This window comes from Shinella daejeonensis, from assembly GCF_024281235.1.
In the GTDB taxonomy this organism is placed as follows: Bacteria; Pseudomonadota; Alphaproteobacteria; order Rhizobiales; family Rhizobiaceae; genus Shinella; species Shinella daejeonensis.
Map to the genome: position 1 here is coordinate 800,517 of NZ_JAHWXY010000001.1, position 16,999 is coordinate 817,515.

Below are 16,999 nucleotides of genomic sequence, written 5' to 3' on the forward strand. Positions count from 1 at the left end.
GGGCGACCCCGGCAAAGGCAAAACCAGCCTTGAGGCCGGAAGCAAGAGGATGGCGATTTCGGGTGTTCCCGTTTCTACCGGAAATGCTCTAGAATCCGCACCCGTCCGGGCGCATCGGACTTCAGGCAGAGGGGACGCATCATGATCGAACTGGAACGCCGCATCGACCAGGGAACTGGCCGGGAACCCGCCGACATCGTGCTGAAGGGCGGCCGCTTTCTCGATCTCATCACCGGCGAACTGGTCGCTTCCGACATCGCCATCTGCAGCGATCGCATCGTCGGCACCCATGCAAGCGATTATCACGGCCGGCGGGAGGTGGACATCGCCGGCCGCATCGTCGTGCCCGGCTTCATCGATACGCACCTGCATATCGAATCCTCGCTGGTGACCCCGCATGAATTCGACCGCTGCGTGCTGCCCCATGGCGTAACCACGGCGATCTGCGATCCCCACGAGATCGCCAATGTGCTCGGCACGGAAGGCATCCAGTTCTTCCTCGACAGCGCGATGGAAACGATCATGGATATCCGCGTGCAGCTTTCGAGCTGCGTTCCGGCCACCCATCTGGAAACCGCCGGCGCGGATCTGCCGGTCGAGCGGCTCCTGCCCTTCCGCAGCCATCCGAAGGTGATCGGGCTTGCCGAATTCATGAATTTCCCGGGCGTCATCCATAAGGACACCGTCTGCCTCGCCAAGCTTGCGGCCTTCCAGGACGGCCATATCGACGGCCATGCGCCGCTGCTTTCCGGCAAGGACCTCAACGGCTATCTCGCCGCCGGCATCCGCACCGACCACGAATGCACCACGGCCGCCGAGGCCCTGGAGAAAATCCGCAAGGGCATGCATATCCTCATCCGCGAGGGATCGGTCTCCAAGGATCTCATGGCGCTTCTGCCGCTGCTGACCGAGCGCCTTTCGCCCTTCGTCGCGCTCTGCACCGACGACCGGAACCCGCTCGATATCGCCGAGCAGGGCCATCTCGATCATATGATCCGCACGGCGATTGCCGAAGGCTGCGAACCGCTGGCCGTCTATCGCGCCGCCTCCATCTCCGCCGCCCGCATCTTCGGCCTGCCCGACCGGGGCCTTGTCGCCCCCGGCTGGCGCGCCGACCTCGTGGTTGTCGACACGCTGGAGAATTGCCGGGCGGAGATGGTGTTTTCCGCCGGCCGACTCGTCGACGACGCCCTTTTCGCCACCCGCGCGCCCGTGGCCCCGGTCGGCCTCGACAGCGTTCGGGCGCGACCGGTACACGCGGCGCATTTCGCGGTTCCGGTCGCAGAAGGCGAAACACCGGTCATCGGCATCCTGCCCGGCAAGATCATCACCGAGCATCGCCGCTACCGGCTGCCGGCGACAGGCAATCAGGCGACCGTCGATCTGGAGCGCGACATCCTCAAGGTCGCCGTCATCGAACGCCATGGCCGGAACGGCAATCACGCCAACGGCTTCGTGCAGGGTTTCGGCCTGAAGAAAGGCGCGATCGCCTCCACGGTCGGCCATGACAGCCATAATATCTGCGTCGTCGGCGCGAATGAGGAAGACATGGCGCTGGCCGCAACCCGGCTCGGCGAGATCAACGGCGGCTTCGTCGTGGTGGAGAACGGCCGGATCACCGGCGAGATCGCGCTTCCCGTCGCCGGCCTGATGAGCCTTGAACCCTATGAGACCGTGCGCGACACGCTGCAACAGTTGCGCAAGGCCGCCCTTGCCCTCGGCGCAACGCTGGAGGAACCCTTCCTGCAACTCGCGTTCCTGCCGCTGCCGGTGATCCCGCACCTGAAGATCTCCGACCGCGGACTGGTCGATGTGGACCGCTTCGCCCTGATCGGCAACGGCTGATCCGGAGACGGCGGCCTTACAGCCGCGTGCAGACCATATCCAGCGGGTCGAGGTGGATCGTGCCGTCCCGGATCTTCGAGCCGAAGCCGGGAACCGCCAGCGGTTCACCATGCTTCAGCGCCTTTGGCGGCGCGAACTCCGCCTTCTCCCGCGTGAGATTGAAGATGAAGAGCAGCTTTTCGCCGGCTTCCTCACGCGTAAAGGCGAGCAGGTCCTGGTTCGAGGGCAGGAAGGTCATGTCGCCGGCGCGCAGCACCGCATGGGCTTTGCGGAAGGCAAGCGTTTCACGGTAATGGTTGAGCACGGATCCGGCCGTCTTTTCCTGCGCGTCCACGGCAAGCCGGGTGTGATCGGCCGGCACCGGCAACCATGGCTTCGCCGTGCTGAAACCCGCATGCGCGGCCGCCTGCTGCCAGGGCATCGGCGTGCGGCAGCCATCGCGTCCCTTGAAGGCGGGCCAGAAGCGGATGCCGTAAGGGTCGCGCAGGTCCTCGAAGGCGAGAGCGGCTTCCGTCAACCCGAGTTCTTCGCCCTGATAGAGGCAGATCGAGCCGCGCAGCGTCGAAAGCAGGGTGATCGCCAGCTTGGCGACACGCTCCCGCTCTTCCGGGGCGTGAACGAAGCGGCTGACATGGCGGTCGACATCGTGGTTGGAAAAGGCCCAGCAGACCCAGCCGTCCGTCACCACCTTCTGGAAACTCTCGACGCATTTGCGAATATGGCCGGCCGTGAAATCCGGCCCGAGCAGATCGAACGTATAGCACATGTGCAGCTTGTCGCCGCCGCTCGTGTATTCCGCCACGGTCTTCAGCGAGCGGGCGCCGTCGCCGACCTCGCCGATCGTCGTCCGCCCTTCGTAGCGGTCGAGAAGGGCGCGCAGACGCTGGAGGAAAACGACGTTTTCCGGTTGCGTCTTATCATGGCGATGACTCTGCATGCCATAGGGATTGACGTCCGGCGCATCGAGCCCGATCTCGTCGACGCCCGGCGCATGCGGCGGATTGTTCTGGAGCTTCCGGTCGTGAAAATAGAAATTGACCGTATCGAGCCGGAAGCCGTCGACGCCCCGGTCGAGCCAGAAGCGGACGGTTTCGAGCAGGGTGTCCTGCACCTTCGGATTGTGGAAATTGAGATCCGGCTGCGAGGTAAGGAAATTGTGCATGTAGTATTGCCGGCGCACGCCGTCCCATTCCCAGCCCGGCCCGCCGAAGATCGAAAGCCAGTTGTTCGGCGCAGTGCCGTCCGGCTTGGGATCGGCCCAGACGTACCAGTCCGCCTTGTCGTTCGTGCGGCTCGAACGGCTCTCCACGAACCACGGGTGCTGGTCGGAGGTATGCGAGATCACCTGATCGATGATCACTTTCAGGCCGAGGCGATGGGCCTCCGCCAGCATGGCGTCGAAGTCGGCCAGCGTGCCGAACATCGGATCGACGTCGCAATAGTCCGACACGTCATAGCCCATATCGGCCATCGGCGACTTGAAGAAGGGTGACAGCCAGATCGCATCCACCCCGAGCGAGGCGATATGACCAAGCCGCCGGGTGACACCCTTGAGGTCGCCTATGCCGTCGCCGGTCGTATCCTGGAACGAACGCGGATAGACCTGATAGATCGTCGCGCCACGCCACCAGTCGTCACTCTGTCTTCGGGTCTTGGGCATGCCTGCTTGCTCCTGTCCGGGAAGATCCCCGTCAGGTGTAGCCCGCTCCCGCCGGAGCGTAAACGCCGCGCACCGGCTTTTTTCCGCAAGCGGACGGGGCAGGCCCAAGGCTCGCCTTGCTCCCGCGCCCCTTTGCCGGTATGCCGCATGCGGCGCGAAACCGGAAGGGGCAAGGCATGGCGGGACGGCTGTTGACGATCGGCGAATGCATGGTGGAGCTGATGCAGGCCGAAGGCGGCCTGTTGCGCAAGAGTTTCGCCGGCGACACCTTCAACACCGCCTATTACGCCCGGCATTATCTTCCGGCCGACTGGACGGTCGACTATTTCTCCGCCGTCGGCAACGATGCGATCTCCGGTGAGATGCTTACCTTCATGCAGGGCCACGGCATCGGCACGGATCATGTCCGGCGCATCGAGGGACTGTCGCCCGGCCTCTATATGATCCATCTGAAGGACGGGGAGCGCAGCTTCTCCTACTGGCGCTCGGCATCCGCCGCCAGGCTGCTGGCGCGCGACGGCGACCGGCTGCGGGCAGCCGTCGATATCTCCGACATCCTCGTCTTTTCCGGCATCACGCTGGCGATCCTGCCGCCGGAGGACGTGGAAACGCTGCTTGCCGAACTGCGGCGGGCCAGGGCGGCCGGCAAGCGCATCGTCTTCGACCCCAACATCCGCCCCCGCCTCTGGGACGACGCCGACCGCATGCGCGAGACGATCAGCGCCGGCGCCCGCGCTGCGACCCTCGTCATGCCAAGCCTCGACGACGAGACGACCCATTTCGGCGACGCCTCGCTCGACGAGACCATCGCCCGCTATCGCGGCCTCGGCGTCGCCGGGATCGTCGTGAAGGACGGAGACAAGGGCGCAACACTCGATTTCAGCGGCGAACGCACCCATGTCCCGTCCGCCAAGGCCGAAGCCATCGTAGACACGACGAGCGCCGGCGACAGCTTCAACGGCGCATTTCTCGCAAGGCTCGCGACCGGCGCGACGCCGGAGGCCGCCGCCCGTTTCGCCGCCGCCGTCGCCGCCGCCGTCATCCAGCACCATGGCGCGCTGGTCGCCGGGGAGAAACTGCCGGCAGCCTGAAACCGCGCAGCGAATTAATGGATCTTGCGCGACTTCTTCGGCTTGAACGGGTTTTCCGACGCCTTGAGATGGATGCGGATCGGCACGCCGGGAAGATCGAAATCAGCGCGCAGGCCATTGGTCAGGAAGCGGATATAGGAATCCGGCAAGGCGTCCGCCCGCGTGCAGGAAATCATGAAGCCCGGCGGACGGGCCTTCACCTGCGTCATATACTTGAGCTTCAGGCGGCGGCCCGAAACGGCCGGCGGCGGATGCTGCGCCTGCTGCATCTCCAGCCAGCGGTTGAGCCTGGCCGTGGAGATCCGGCGGTTCCAGACACGGTCGGTATCGATGACGGCCTGCATCAGCTTGTCGAGCCCGCGTCCGGTCTGGCCGGAAACCGGCACCGCGCGAATGCCGCGCGCCTGCGGCAACAGCCGCTCGGTCTTCTCGCGCAGTTCCGCAAGCGCTGCCTGCGGATCGTCGATCAGGTCCCATTTGTTGAATGCGAGCACCGCGGCGCGTCCTTCGCGCAGCACGAGATCGACGATCTGCAAGTCCTGCTTCTCGAAGGGAATGGTCGAGTCGAAGACGATCACCACCGTCTCGGCAAAGCGGATCGCCCGCAGGCCGTCGGCGACCGAAAGCTTTTCCAGCTTCTCCTGCACCCGGGCCTTGCGGCGCATGCCGGCCGTATCGAACATTTTGATCGTCCGGCCCTTCCAGTTCCATTCCACGGAAATGGAATCGCGCGTGATGCCGGCTTCCGGGCCGGTCAACAGCCGGTCTTCACCGAGAAAGCGGTTGATCAGCGTCGACTTTCCGGCATTGGGCCGGCCGACGATGGCCACGCGCAGCGGCTTCGTCTCGTCGTACTCGGGTTCGTAATCGTCGTCCTTTTCCGCTTGCTCCGCGCGCAGATCGACGTCGGTGACCGCCTCGTCCTCCCCTTCCGGCGGAAAAACGCGCTCCTCGCCGAGGGCTGCGACGATAGCGTCGCGCAGGTCCAGCATGCCCTGGCCATGTTCGGCGGAGATCGGCGTCGGATCGCCGAGCCCGAGCGTGAAGGCATCGTAAAATCCGCCGTCGGAGCCCCGCGCTTCCGCCTTGTTGGCGACCAGAACGACGGGCTTGCCCTTGCGCCGCAGCATCTCGGCCAGCGACTGGTCGACCGGGGTCAGCCCGGTCTTGGCGTCCACCACGAACAGCGAAAGATCCGCCTCGTCGATCGCCATCTCGGTCTGGGCGCGCATGCGGCCCTGCAACGTTTCGGGCGCGGCCTCCTCGAGACCCGCCGTATCGACGATGCGGAATTTCAGGTCGATCAGGCGCGCGTCGCCCGGCCGGCGGTCGCGCGTGACGCCGGGCGTGTCGTCGACCAGCGCGAGCTTCTTGCCCACCAGCCTGTTGAACAGCGTGGATTTGCCGACATTGGGGCGTCCGACAATGGCGACTGTGAAGCTCATGTCAGGTTCCGTTTCGATGACCGGCGCAGGCCGGTTCAGGAGGAAATCTTGCCGCTCGCCGTCATCAGGTCGAGCAGCATCTGCGCCCGGTTGGCGACGTTGCGCGGGGTCTCGGCGTCAGCCAGAATAGCCTCGAACCATTCCCTGGCCCGCGCGAAATCCTCATGACGATAAGCGGAAAGGCCAAGGACCTCGCGGGCCGAATGACGCATCGCGCCCTGCGGCGTCGCCAGTTGCTCGGCCTCGGCCGAAACCTGCTCGTAGCTGCCGGCGTCCACCAGCAGATAGGCCGCGCGCAGACGCGCCGCGTCCCTGAGCGCCGCCGGCACAGACGTATCCTTGGCGATCGCCGTGAAAGCGGCAACCGCACCGTCGACATCGCCGCCTTCGGCCTTCAGCGAGGCGGTGCGCATGCGCGCAAGCACCGGATAGGCGCCGAAGCCCTCCTTTTCGAGCTTGTCGAGCGCCGCCATGGCCTCGTCGCTCTTGCCTTGATCGGCAAGCGTCAGCGCGATGAGGAATTCGTCGCCGGCAGCCGAGGTCTTGCTGTCGCGCCAGTAATCGTAGCTCACCTTGCCGATGGTGCCGACGACGACAAGCACGGCGGCCCCGATGAGGATGCGGCCGAAGCGTCGCCAGATCAGCCGCATCTGATCGGAGCGGAGTTCCTCATTGACCTCGCGGATGAAGCTGTCGTCCTGGTGTACCATTCCCTGCCCGGCTCTTGCTGACGATTGGAGTTCGCGCCTTCTACCCCATTTTTACCCGCTTGTAAGGGGGCAGCGGCGAAAAGGAACGTCAGGCCATCGGGCTGACGCCGATCAGCCATTCATGCAGCTTGAGCACGATGGCGAGGTAGAGCACCAGACCGGCCGCCGCGGCCATGATGTCGTAGCGGGCGGAGACGAAGACCGGCAGCAGCGTCTCGCCGGAAGCGATGCGCTTTTTCAGCGATATCCGCAGCACGACCGCCCAGGCGAGGATGGTGACGAAAAGCAGCACCGAATAGCTTTCGCCATTGGCGAGAAGATGCGCCAGCGCCCAGATCTTCACCGACACGAGGACCGGGAACTTCAGCCGCGTCCGGATATGGCCCGCCGGCAGCAGGCCGGCGACGAAACAGATCGAGGCGATCAGCATCAGCGTCAGCGCGATATGGGCCATGAAGGTCGGCGGTGTATAGAGCATCTCACCGCCGGAATCGCGCGCCATCACGAAGCCGCAGACGATCATCGCCAGACTGGCAAGCGAGGCAAGGCCATGCAGGGTCATCCAGCCCGGCTTGCCGATCCTGGCGATACCGGCGGCGCGAAGCCCCGGCGCGAAGGGGCGGATGAGGTGGGTGACGAGAAAGAGAACGAGACCGGCGACAAGCAAGGCCATGAAAGTGCTCCTGAAAGAAAGGACCGGCGGAAAGCCGTTCATCATGGAATAGCCGCGGTTCGGCGAGAACGCCACCCCGTTCGGGGGCAGATCAAAGGATTGCCGCATTCGGAAGGAATAGGACACCCCTAGCAAATTGTCGCGGGTGCCCATGCTTTCCCTCCTTCGCCTCCCCTCCGCCTCGAAATCTCTCGCCTGCCTGCTTACGGCGACTGCCGCCGGCATGCCGGCCCTCGCCGCAAACGAGCCCGCCAGCCCGCAAAAGCCGCGGCAACTGGTGATCGTCTCTTTCGACGGCGCGCATGACAATCTGCTATGGGAAAAGAGCCGCGCCATGGCGAAGCGGACCGGCGCGCATTTCACCTATTTCCTGTCCTGCACCTTTCTGTTCCCGAAGGCCGAGCGCGCCGGCTATCAAGCCCCGCACGAAAAGCGCGGCCGCTCCAATGTCGGCTTTGCCCCGGACAGGGAGGATGTGCTGTTGCGGCTGGGAGAAATCTGGCTTGCGCGGCTGGAGGGGCACGAGATCGGCAGTCACGCCTGCGGCCATTTCGACGGCGGCAAATGGAGCGCCGCCGACTGGACGGCCGAATTCGCCTTCTTTCGCAAATCTCTCGAGAACGGCTGGAAGAATATCGGCGCAGGCGAGCGCGAGCCGGCCGGCTGGGCGGACTTCGCCCAAAGCGCCATCAAGGGATTTCGCGCGCCCTATCTCTCCGCCGGCCCCGGCCTCGTGAAGGCGCTGGAGGACGGGGGCTTCACCTATGATGCGAGCCTCGTTTCCAACGGGCCGGCCATGCCGGTGACCAGCGGCGGCCTCCGCCGCTTCGCCTTGCCGCTGATCCCCGAAGGACCGGCGAAAAGGCCCGTCATCGCCATGGATTACAATCTCTTCGTTCGCCATTCGAAGGGCAAGGAGACGCCGCAGGAGAGCGCCGCTTTCGAGGAACGTACGCTCGCCGCCTTCCGCTCCGCCTTCGAGGCGCAATATGCCGGGGAAAGGATCCCGCTCCAGCTCGGCTTCCACTTCGTCGAAATGAACGCCGGCGCCTATTGGCGCGCCCTCGACCGCTTCCTGGCGGAAACCTGCAAGCGCGAGCAGGTTGCCTGCGTCAGCTACGCCGAGGCGCTGGATATCCTCGACAGCGAGGAGAAGACGGCGAAACCCGCCCTGTAGGGCGGCCTCAGCCGGCCAGTTCCTCCTTGCCGCCGACATCCATGAACTGCTGGTCGATGCTCGGCAGTTCCACCCCGTCGATAGCCGCTTCGAAGGCCTTCAGACGCTTGTGGATCGACTGGAGTTCGATGATCGTCGACCATGAGTTGACGAGATACTGGAACGAGCCGGACACCTGCCCGAAGGCGGTGAGGATCTGTTGCAGGATGCCGTAGGTGATCTTGCCGCTGACGATCGTTGGCACGAGGATGAAATAGACGAAGAGATTGTCCGCCTGGAGGTAGAAGGATCGGGCGATGTTGAAATAGAGATAGTGGAAATAGAGGCGGAAATAATTGCGCCGGACGTTGTCGAACAGCTCGCGCACCGTCGGAGGCTGGGCTTTCGACCCATCGTCCTCGCCATAGACCAGTTCCTTGCGATAGGCCGCCTCGACGCGCTGGTTGCGGAACTCCAGCCCCGGCAGCTTGATGCCGACGGTGGCGAGAAGCCCCGTTCCGAACGCCGACCAGAGGATCGCAGCCCAGAACAGCGCATGCGGCACCGCCCCGAAGACCGGCAGCGTCGAGACATGGCTGGAGAGCGCGAAAAGCACCGGCAGGAAGGCGATCAGCGTCATCACCGCATCGATCAGGCTGACGCCCAGGCCTTCGGCGATATTGGCGAAGCGCATGGTATCTTCCTGCACGCGCTGCGAGGCCCCTTCGATATGGCGCACACGGTTCCACAGCGACATGTAGTAATTGTTCATGGCGGTGCGCCAGCGGAAGACGTAGTGGCTGACGAAGAACCGGGTGACGACATAGACGAAGACGCTGATGAAGGCGATCTGGCAGAAAATCAGCATCAGGTCGAAGAAATCCTGCGTGGTGACGCCGTTCGTGCCCTGGAGCGCGTTCTGGAGCGTATCGCCGAAGGGACGCCGCCAGTTGTTGATCGCCAGCGACACCTGCACGCTGAAATAGGTCGAGAAGATGATAAAGGCCGAACCCCAGATCGACCAGGGAGTCCATGGATTGTCCTTCGCCTTCACCTGCCAGAAGGCTCCGAACAGCAGGGTACAGGTCAGGAAGTAGAGATAGAACCAGATGTTGTCGGAGGTGACGAAATAGCCGAGCCCGACCGGCGGATCCGTTCCTTCCGGCAGTGGCGGCAGTCCGATCACCGCGCCAAAATCCGCGCCGACCGTGTACCACACCCCGATGGCGAAAAGCGTCCAGGCGACCAGGGAGGAAAAGAACAGCTTCGGCTGCGGGAAGAACGAATGGAACAAGGGGTGAGACTTTCGATGATGGAAGGAGCGGCCATGCCGCCGGTTCGCGCCGAAACTAGAGGACTTTCGGCACGCCGCCAATCACCGCCGGCCCGCCTTACCGAGATTTAATGAAAGGCCGGAACGCTCTCGCCCCAGCCTTAAGAGCACCCGATAAAGCCTCCGGGCGGAGGATGGCCGAGGGATTTTAGTTCGCCTGCAAGGAGCCAACCGCAGTCGATGCCGGAGGCATCGGCGAGGATTGACGACACGGCGGGCGACGAAAAGAACCGGCCAGCCGACCCCATGAGGTTTGTCAGGTGCTCCAAGTCAGCCCGGCAGCGTCAGGATCAGCGGTCCGTCGCGGGTCACCGCCACGGTATGTTCGAACTGCACGGTCGGCGCCTTCGGCTCGCTGTAGAGCGTCCATTCATCGGCTTCGCCATTGTCGGCCCACTGGCCGCCGAGCGACAGGAACGGCTCGACCGTGAAGACGAGCCCCTCGTTCATGTGGCGCTTTTCATGCGGATCCGGCCAGGTCGGAACCTCGGAAGGGTCCTCGTGCAGGCTGCGGCCGACGCCGTGGCTCGCAAGATTGGTGATCAGCGTATAGCGGTTCTTGCGGGCGAAGGCGCCGATGGCGTTGCCGATGCCGGCGAGCGGCCGGCCCGTCCTGACCTCCTTCAGCCCGACCCACATGGCGCGCTTTCCGTCGCGGCAGAGACGCTCCACCGCCGGCGTGGCGCGCCCGACCACGAAGGATGCGCCGGTATCGGCGAAATAGCCGTCGAGTTCGGCCGAAACATCGATATTGACGAGATCGCCCTCACGGATGACCCGGTCGCCCGGAATGCCGTGGGCCACTTCCTCGTTGACGCTGATGCAGGTCGCCCCGGGAAAGCCGTAGCATTGCTCGGGAGCGGAGCGCGCGCCCGCCGCTTCCATCATCCGGCGGCCGATCAGATCGAGTTCCGCCGTCGTCATTCCGGGTCGCATGGCGCTCGCCATATGCTGGAGCACATTCGCGCAAATGCGGCCGATGGCCTTCATGCCTTGCAGGTCGTCGTCGTTTCCAAGCGTCATTCGTCGTTCCTTTCCCGGCCCGCATAGCACGGCCGGACGACGCTGTCAGGCGGGCGACCGGCGCAAGCTTTCCCTGTCCGGCGGATTTTTTCGCGCGCCCTTTCAGTTCACGCTGAGCGTGCGCCGCACGGCGTCCTTCCAGCCGCGAACCTTCGCGGCGCGTGTCCTGTCGTCCATCTGCGGCTCGAAGCGGGTGTCCCGCGCCCAGGATTTCGCAAAGCCCTCGCGGCCGGGCCAGACGCCGGCGCGCTGTCCGGCAAGCCAGGCCGCGCCCAGCGCCGTCGTCTCCGCGATGGTCGGGCGGTCGACAGGCGCGTCCAGAATGTCGGCGAGGCGCTGCATCGTCCAGTCGGACGCGACCATGCCGCCATCGACGCGCAGCACCGTTTCCTTGCCGTCGCTCTTCCAGTCCTTGTGCATCGCGTCGAGCAGGTCGCGCGTCTGATAGCAGACGGCTTCCAGCGCCGCGCGGGCGAATTCCGCCGGCCCGGTGTTCCGCGTCATGCCGTAGATCGCCGCGCGCGCATCGGGATCCCAGTGCGGCGCGCCAAGACCCGTGAAGGCCGGCACCAGATAGACCGCCTGCGCCGGATCGGCCTGCGCCGCCAGTTCGCCGGTGTCGGCGGCCGAGCGGATGATCTTCAGTCCGTCGCGCAGCCACTGCACCGCCGCCCCGGCGATGAAGATCGAGCCTTCCAGCGCATAGGTCGTCTCGCCGTCGAGCCGGTAGGCGATGGTGGTGAGCAGACGGTTTTTCGAGCGCACCATGTCGGGACCGGTATTGAGCAACGCGAAACAGCCGGTGCCATAGGTGGATTTCAACATGCCTGGCTCAAAGCATGCCTGGCCGATGGTGGCCGCCTGCTGGTCGCCGGCGACACCGAGGATCGGGATTGCCGCGCCGAACAATCCCTTCTCCGTCACGCCGAAATCGGCGGCGCAATCGAGCACCGCAGGCAGCATCGCCTTCGGCACCCGCAGAATATCCAGAAGCTCGTCGTCCCATTCGTTCGCCGCGATATTGTACATCAGCGTGCGGCTGGCGTTGGTGGCGTCCGTGACGAAGGATTTCCCTCCCGTCAGCCGCCAGATCAGGAACGTGTCGATCGTGCCGAAGCAGAGTTCTCCCTTGGCCGCGCGCGCCCGTGCGCCCTTGACGTTGGACAGCAGCCAGGAAAGCTTCGTGCCGGAGAAATAAGGGTCGAGCAGCAGGCCGGTCTTCTTCGTGAAGGTCTTTTCCAGATCCTGCTTCTTCAGCTTCTCGCAATAGGAAGCGGTGCGCCGGTCCTGCCAGACGATGGCGTTATGAAGGGGCCGGCCGCTTTCCCGCTCCCAGACGACGACCGTCTCGCGCTGGTTGGTAATGCCGATGGCGGCGATGTCGGAGGCCTTGAGGCCGGCGCTCCTGAGCGCCGTCTCGACGGACCACACCACGCTTTGCCAGATTTCCTCCGGATCGTGCTCGACCCAGCCGGAACGGGGAAAATGCTGGGTGAACTCCTTCTGGCCGGAACCGACCGCCTTCCGGTTTTCGTCAAAGACGATCGCCCGGCTCGAGGTCGTGCCCTGATCGATCGCGAGAACATATCCGCCCATGCGTTCCTCCCCTGCCTGCGGCCGCTCCCATGGCCTTCAAAATCTTCAATACGACATGGATTCGAATGTCAAAAGAAAATAAACCGAAAGTCCATGCCGCGCCGACGCGGATGCGAATCCGCCGGCCCCTCTTCCGGCCGGAGCCTAGACCATGTCCGCCAGGGGTGGAAAGCCGATTGTCATGGGCCGGGGTTTGCGCTTAGGCTACCGCAGCGCACCATGCTCCGGCAGCGCCGGAAATCCACGAGCGGGAGAAAGAGGACCATGAAGAGCGTTATCGTCACCGGCTCCACCAGCGGCATCGGTCTGGCTATCGCCACCGCTTTTGCGGGCAGCGGCGCCAACGTCATTCTCAACGGCTTCGGCGAGGCCGGCGAGATCGAGGCGGTTCGCGCGCGGCTCGATGGCCTCGGCGAAGGTCGCGTTCTCTATCATCCGGCCGACATGACCAGGCCGGAGGAGATCGCCGACCTGATCGGGACGGCCGCCGAAGAATTCGGCGGACCCGATATCCTCGTCAACAACGCCGGTATCCAGCATGTGGAACGGATCGAGGACTTCCCGGTCGACCAGTGGGACCGGATCATCGCGATCAACCTGTCCAGTTCCTTCCATACGATCCGGGCCGCCGTTCCGCACATGAAGCGGAAGGGCTGGGGACGCATCGTCAATGTCGCCTCGGCCCACGGCCTCGTCGCATCGCCCTTCAAATCCGCCTATGTCGCCGCAAAGCACGGTATCATGGGCCTGACGAAGACCGTGGCGCTGGAAATCGCCGAAAACGGCATCACCGCTAACGCCATCTGCCCCGGCTATGTGCTGACGCCGCTCGTCGAGAAGCAGATCCCCGACACGGCGCGCGCCCGCGGCATCAGCGAGACCGAGGTGAAGAACGACGTCATGCTGAAGCTCCAGCCGACCAAGGAATTCGTCGCCGTCGAGGAGGTCGCCGCAATTGCGATGTTCCTGGCCAGCGACGCGGCGAAGTCGATCAACGGCACGCATATCTCCGTGGACGGCGGCTGGACGGCGCAATAGCGCCCGCAATACCTCACCGCCTTTTCCCGCCGGCTTGCCCGCAAGGCTTCCGGCGGATGCACAACATGCTACCATGCCCCAAATCGACAGACGCCCGCAGCGCTTCGCAAGCCCGGGGGAAAGAATGGAGTCCGGACATTGAGCGTCGCCTTCATGAAGGAAGAAAGTGCCGAAACCGCATCGGAAACCCTTTTGCCCGACCGGCCGATCTCTCCCCATCCCAATCTCGTCACGGCAACCGGACTGGCCGCGCTGGAAGCGCAGCTTGCCGAGGCCCGCACGGCTTACGAAGCGGCGAATGCCATCGAGGACGCCAACGAACGCCGCCGTCAGGCGGCCGGCCCCTTGCGCGACGTGCGCTACCTTGTCGAGCGGCTTCGCACGGCACAGGTCGTTTCCGAGCCGGCATCCAGCGAAATCGTCGCCTTCGGCAGCAAGGTGGCCTTCAGCCGCGACGACGGCCGCGTGCAGACCTATCGCATCGTCGGAGAGGATGAGGCCGATCCGAAGGCCGGCTCGATTTCCTACGTTTCCCCCGTCGCCAAAGTCCTCATGGGCAAGGCCGTCGGCGAGATCGCCAGCCTCGGCGACCAGGAACTCGAAATCCTGACCATCGCCTGAAAGCGACGCATCGCGCGCGTCACCGCGACCAGAGCAGGCGGCCTCCCAGCACGATCAGGGTTGCGCCCATCACGCGTTCGATGCCGGTCCTGAAGCGCAGGAAGCACGCCGACACGCGCGGATTGGAAAAGAACAGCGCCATGCCGCAATACCAGAGCATCGACATGGTGAAACAGGTAAGCGCGACCGTCACATAGAACCAGATCGGCGCCTGCGCGGGAATGACCAGCGCGAAGATGCTGCCGAAGAAGGCAAAGGATTTCGGATTGGTCATGCTGACGATATAGGCGCGCCGCATCGCCGCCCGCCAGTCTATCGCGGCGGCGGCGAGCGCATTTTCCGGCCGCGCCGCCTGGCGGATCATCCTGATGCCGAGCCATACGAGATAAAGCGCACCGACGACCTGCAAGGCGAGATGCAGCCAGGCGAAATGCGCAAGCAGGAAACCCAGCCCCGCCATCGCCGTCACGGCCCAGGTGAGCGAGGCGCAGGCAAGACCGAGCCCCGCAAACAGCCCGGCCGCCCGCGACACCGTCATGCTGGTGCTGGTGACGATGATGAAATTCGGCCCGGGGCTGACGAGAGAAACGAAATAGACGCCGACCAGCAGGATGAATGAATTGACGTCGTCCATCGCACCTTCCCGTTTCGCTGGCCCGTTTTCACTGGCCCGTTTTTGCTGGCCCGCCGTCGCTGGCGATGTCGCAGCAATACGTCGAATCGGCGCTTTCCGGAAGAGGAAAGACCGCCCGTGGAACGCACGCCGCCATTCCGCGATCTTCGAACGCAGAGATTGCGTTCTCCGCCCATGCGATCTATCCCGGACGGGATGCAACCCGTGCCGTGCGGCGACCCGCCGGCAGGGCGGAGGGCGTGGTCCCTCATCGCCACGGGCGTGAGACAACCGTCGACGGGAGTTTACCGATATGAGCGCCACCCTGATCCGCGCGCGCCTGCTTTCCTTCCTGCGGCGCCCGCAATCGCGCGACGACACGTCAAGCTATCGCTATGAGGAGGATGGCGGCCTTCTCGTCGAGGCCGGGCGCATCGCCGCCGTCGGCCCCTATGCGCGGGTGCGCGCCGACGCCCCCGCCGGGACGGAGGAAATCGACCACCGGCCGCAGCTGCTGCTTCCCGGCTTCATCGACGCGCATCTGCACTTCCCGCAGATGCAGGTGATCGGCGCCTATGCCGCCGACCTGCTCGAATGGCTGAACACCCACACGTTTCCCGAGGAATGCCGGTTTGTCGAAAGCGAGCATGCCGCCCGCATCGCCCGGCATTTCTACGACGAGATGATCCGCCACGGCACGACGACGGGCGCGGCCTATTGCTCCGTTCACAAGGCCTCGGCCGACGCCTATTTCGCCGAGGCGCTCCGGCGCGGCATGTGCATGATCGGCGGCAAGGTGATGATGGATCGCAACGCCCCGCAGGGCCTGCTCGATACGCCGGAAACGGGCTATGACGAAACCCGGGCGGTGATTTCCGAATGGCACGGCAAGGGCCGCAACCATGTCGCCATCACGCCGCGCTTCGCCATCACCTCGACGCCGGCGCAGATGGAAATGGCCGGCGCACTCGCCCGCGAGTTTCCCGACCTGCACATCCAGACGCATCTTTCGGAAAACCACGAGGAGATCCGCGTCACCTGCGAGCTTTATCCCGAAGCCGTCGACTATACCGATATCTATGCCCACTACGGCCTGCTCGGTCCGAAAAGCCTGTTCGGCCATTGTATCCATCTCTCCGGGCGCGAGGCCGACGCGATGAGCGAGGCGGGCGCGGTGGCGGTGCATTGCCCCACCTCGAACCTCTTCCTCGGCTCCGGCCTGTTTCCCCTGAAAGACCTTCTGCGGCGCGAAAAGCCGGTGCGCGTCGCCGTCGCCACCGATGTCGGCGGCGGCACGAGCTATTCCATGCTGAAGACGATGGACGAGGCCTACAAGATCCAGCAACTGCTGGGCGAGCGGTTGAACCCCTTCGAGAGTTTCCACCACATGACGCTCGGCAATGCCGAGGCGCTGTCGCTTGCCGACCGGATCGGCACGCTGGAGGTCGGCATGGACGCCGATTTCGTGGTGCTGGACGCCGCCGCCACGCCCGCCATGGCGCTGCGGATGGAGGTCGTCCGCTCGCTTGCCGACGAACTTTTCCTGCTCCAGACCATGGGCGACGATCGCGCCGTGCGCGAGACCTACGTTGCCGGGAGACCGATGAAAACCGGCCTGTAGACAAAAGCCACAAGGCTGTCCGTGTCGCTCATACCGTCGTTTCTTCGGGACCGTCGATGACGAAGGGCCTGTCGTAATAATATTCCTCCAGATTGAGGCCCTCGCCCGCCCGGTCGACGACGATGAAATCGCTGCGCCCGCCCACCGCGACCAGCGGATGGTGCCAGACGTTGCGGCGATAATTGACGCCCTGTCGCCCGCCGGCGAGAAACGCCTGCGGCCGGCCCGGCCGGCCGTCTTCGTCGGCAGCCACCACGACCAGCCACGGCCGGTCGTCGACCGGCGAGAAACTCTGGCTGCCGAAGGGGTGCCGCTCCATCATGTCGACCTGATAGGGAAAGGCGCGCGGGGTGGCGCGGAAGATGTTGATGATCACCGTCGCACCCGCCCCCGCTGCCTCCACCTCGGCCAGCGCATGATAGCGCTCGGTCGTGCCGTTGTTGATGAGACGCAGGGTGGACGGCGCGGTCTCGATGACCGTGCCGAAGGGCGCGAAGGCCTCCGGCGTCAGCGGGAGGATGGAAAGCCGTTCGTTCATCGGCAACCTGCCTTCCGGCGACGGCCCACCGGGAAA

At 64.7% G+C, this 16,999-nt stretch carries 15 protein-coding genes; 6 read left to right on the plus strand and 9 right to left on the minus strand.

Annotated features, from left to right (window positions below; translation table 11 throughout):
- Positions 1-138 precede the first annotated feature (138 nt).
- Positions 139-1,845: an adenine deaminase gene (gene ade, locus KYK29_RS03790; RefSeq protein WP_254690075.1), complete on the plus strand. Its 1,707-nt coding sequence runs from the start codon at positions 139-141 to the stop codon at positions 1,843-1,845.
- 16 nt (positions 1,846-1,861) lie between these two features.
- On the opposite strand, the gene bglA is transcribed toward ade, so the two are convergent.
- Positions 1,862-3,505: a beta-galactosidase BglA gene (bglA, locus tag KYK29_RS03795; RefSeq protein ID WP_254689505.1), complete on the minus strand. Its 1,644-nt coding sequence runs from the start codon at positions 3,503-3,505 to the stop codon at positions 1,862-1,864.
- A gap of 176 nt (positions 3,506-3,681) precedes the next feature.
- Here bglA and KYK29_RS03800 point away from each other — a divergent pair, with 176 nt between their 5' ends.
- Positions 3,682-4,596 carry a sugar kinase gene (locus KYK29_RS03800; protein WP_254689506.1) on the plus strand — a complete coding sequence of 305 codons (915 nt, stop codon included), beginning with the start codon at positions 3,682-3,684 and terminating at the stop codon, positions 4,594-4,596.
- Between the two features lie 14 nt (positions 4,597-4,610).
- On the opposite strand, the gene der is transcribed toward KYK29_RS03800, so the two are convergent.
- The 3 genes from der to KYK29_RS03815 form a co-directional block, all read right to left on the minus strand.
- The gene (der, locus tag KYK29_RS03805) at positions 4,611-6,041 is read right to left on the minus strand and encodes a ribosome biogenesis GTPase Der (protein ID WP_254689507.1); all 1,431 of its coding nucleotides are present in this window, start codon (positions 6,039-6,041) and stop codon (positions 4,611-4,613) included.
- 35 nt (positions 6,042-6,076) lie between these two features.
- On the minus strand, positions 6,077-6,751 hold the full coding sequence (locus KYK29_RS03810) for a tetratricopeptide repeat protein (protein ID WP_254689508.1): 675 nt from the start codon (positions 6,749-6,751) through the stop codon (positions 6,077-6,079).
- A gap of 88 nt (positions 6,752-6,839) precedes the next feature.
- Positions 6,840-7,424 (minus strand): NnrU family protein, encoded by a 585-nt coding sequence (locus KYK29_RS03815; RefSeq protein WP_254689509.1) that lies wholly within the window; start codon positions 7,422-7,424, stop codon positions 6,840-6,842.
- Between the two features lie 151 nt (positions 7,425-7,575).
- Here KYK29_RS03815 and KYK29_RS03820 point away from each other — a divergent pair, with 151 nt between their 5' ends.
- Positions 7,576-8,601, plus strand: a complete 1,026-nt coding sequence (locus KYK29_RS03820; RefSeq protein WP_437437215.1) for a polysaccharide deacetylase family protein — start codon at positions 7,576-7,578, stop codon at positions 8,599-8,601.
- A 7-nt stretch (positions 8,602-8,608) separates the two neighbouring features.
- Here the strand turns inward: KYK29_RS03820 and sbmA are convergent, their stop codons facing one another.
- The 3 genes from sbmA to glpK all read right to left on the minus strand — a co-directional run bounded on the left by sbmA (position 8,609) and on the right by glpK (position 12,532).
- Entirely contained in the window at positions 8,609-9,874 is a 1,266-nt protein-coding gene (gene sbmA / locus KYK29_RS03825; protein WP_254689510.1) for a peptide antibiotic transporter SbmA, read from the minus strand.
- A gap of 309 nt (positions 9,875-10,183) precedes the next feature.
- On the minus strand, positions 10,184-10,936 hold the full coding sequence (gene map / locus KYK29_RS03830; protein ID WP_254689511.1) for a type I methionyl aminopeptidase: 753 nt from the start codon (positions 10,934-10,936) through the stop codon (positions 10,184-10,186).
- Positions 10,937-11,038: 102 nt separating this feature from the next.
- Positions 11,039-12,532, minus strand: a complete 1,494-nt coding sequence (gene glpK / locus KYK29_RS03835; protein ID WP_254689512.1) for a glycerol kinase GlpK — start codon at positions 12,530-12,532, stop codon at positions 11,039-11,041.
- A 264-nt stretch (positions 12,533-12,796) separates the two neighbouring features.
- Here glpK and KYK29_RS03840 point away from each other — a divergent pair, with 264 nt between their 5' ends.
- Positions 12,797-13,570 (plus strand): 3-hydroxybutyrate dehydrogenase, encoded by a 774-nt coding sequence (locus KYK29_RS03840; RefSeq protein ID WP_254689513.1) that lies wholly within the window; start codon positions 12,797-12,799, stop codon positions 13,568-13,570.
- 138 nt (positions 13,571-13,708) lie between these two features.
- Complete coding sequence (gene greA, locus KYK29_RS03845) at positions 13,709-14,191, plus strand: transcription elongation factor GreA (protein ID WP_254689514.1); 483 nt, start codon at positions 13,709-13,711, stop codon at positions 14,189-14,191.
- 19 nt (positions 14,192-14,210) lie between these two features.
- Here greA and KYK29_RS03850 read toward each other — a convergent pair whose 3' ends face one another.
- Positions 14,211-14,825: a LysE family translocator gene (locus KYK29_RS03850; protein WP_254689515.1), complete on the minus strand. Its 615-nt coding sequence runs from the start codon at positions 14,823-14,825 to the stop codon at positions 14,211-14,213.
- A 292-nt stretch (positions 14,826-15,117) separates the two neighbouring features.
- On the opposite strand from KYK29_RS03850, the gene guaD reads away from it, so the two are divergent.
- Positions 15,118-16,425 (plus strand): guanine deaminase, encoded by a 1,308-nt coding sequence (guaD, locus tag KYK29_RS03855; protein ID WP_254689516.1) that lies wholly within the window; start codon positions 15,118-15,120, stop codon positions 16,423-16,425.
- 28 nt (positions 16,426-16,453) lie between these two features.
- Here the strand turns inward: guaD and KYK29_RS03860 are convergent, their stop codons facing one another.
- Complete coding sequence (locus KYK29_RS03860) at positions 16,454-16,963, minus strand: ureidoglycolate lyase (protein WP_254689517.1); 510 nt, start codon at positions 16,961-16,963, stop codon at positions 16,454-16,456.
- Between the last annotated feature and the right edge of the window lie 36 nt (positions 16,964-16,999).

Excerpts from the sequence above, each read along its gene's own strand:
- bglA (WP_254689505.1), bottom strand. The coding sequence starts at position 3,505 with ATGCCCAAGACCCGAAGACAGAGTGACGACTGGTGGCGTGGCGCGACG.
- KYK29_RS03820 (WP_437437215.1), top strand. The coding sequence starts at position 7,576 with ATGCTTTCCCTCCTTCGCCTCCCCTCCGCCTCGAAATCTCTCGCCTGC.
- map (WP_254689511.1), bottom strand. The coding sequence starts at position 10,936 with ATGACGCTTGGAAACGACGACGACCTGCAAGGCATGAAGGCCATCGGC.
- KYK29_RS03860 (WP_254689517.1), bottom strand. The coding sequence starts at position 16,963 with ATGAACGAACGGCTTTCCATCCTCCCGCTGACGCCGGAGGCCTTCGCG.
- KYK29_RS03815 (WP_254689509.1), bottom strand. The coding sequence starts at position 7,424 with ATGGCCTTGCTTGTCGCCGGTCTCGTTCTCTTTCTCGTCACCCACCTC.
- guaD (WP_254689516.1), top strand. The coding sequence starts at position 15,118 with ATGAGCGCCACCCTGATCCGCGCGCGCCTGCTTTCCTTCCTGCGGCGC.
- glpK (WP_254689512.1), bottom strand. The coding sequence starts at position 12,532 with ATGGGCGGATATGTTCTCGCGATCGATCAGGGCACGACCTCGAGCCGG.
- KYK29_RS03850 (WP_254689515.1), bottom strand. The coding sequence starts at position 14,825 with ATGGACGACGTCAATTCATTCATCCTGCTGGTCGGCGTCTATTTCGTT.
- der (WP_254689507.1), bottom strand. The coding sequence starts at position 6,041 with ATGAGCTTCACAGTCGCCATTGTCGGACGCCCCAATGTCGGCAAATCC.
- KYK29_RS03810 (WP_254689508.1), bottom strand. The coding sequence starts at position 6,751 with ATGGTACACCAGGACGACAGCTTCATCCGCGAGGTCAATGAGGAACTC.
- KYK29_RS03840 (WP_254689513.1), top strand. The coding sequence starts at position 12,797 with ATGAAGAGCGTTATCGTCACCGGCTCCACCAGCGGCATCGGTCTGGCT.
- KYK29_RS03800 (WP_254689506.1), top strand. The coding sequence starts at position 3,682 with ATGGCGGGACGGCTGTTGACGATCGGCGAATGCATGGTGGAGCTGATG.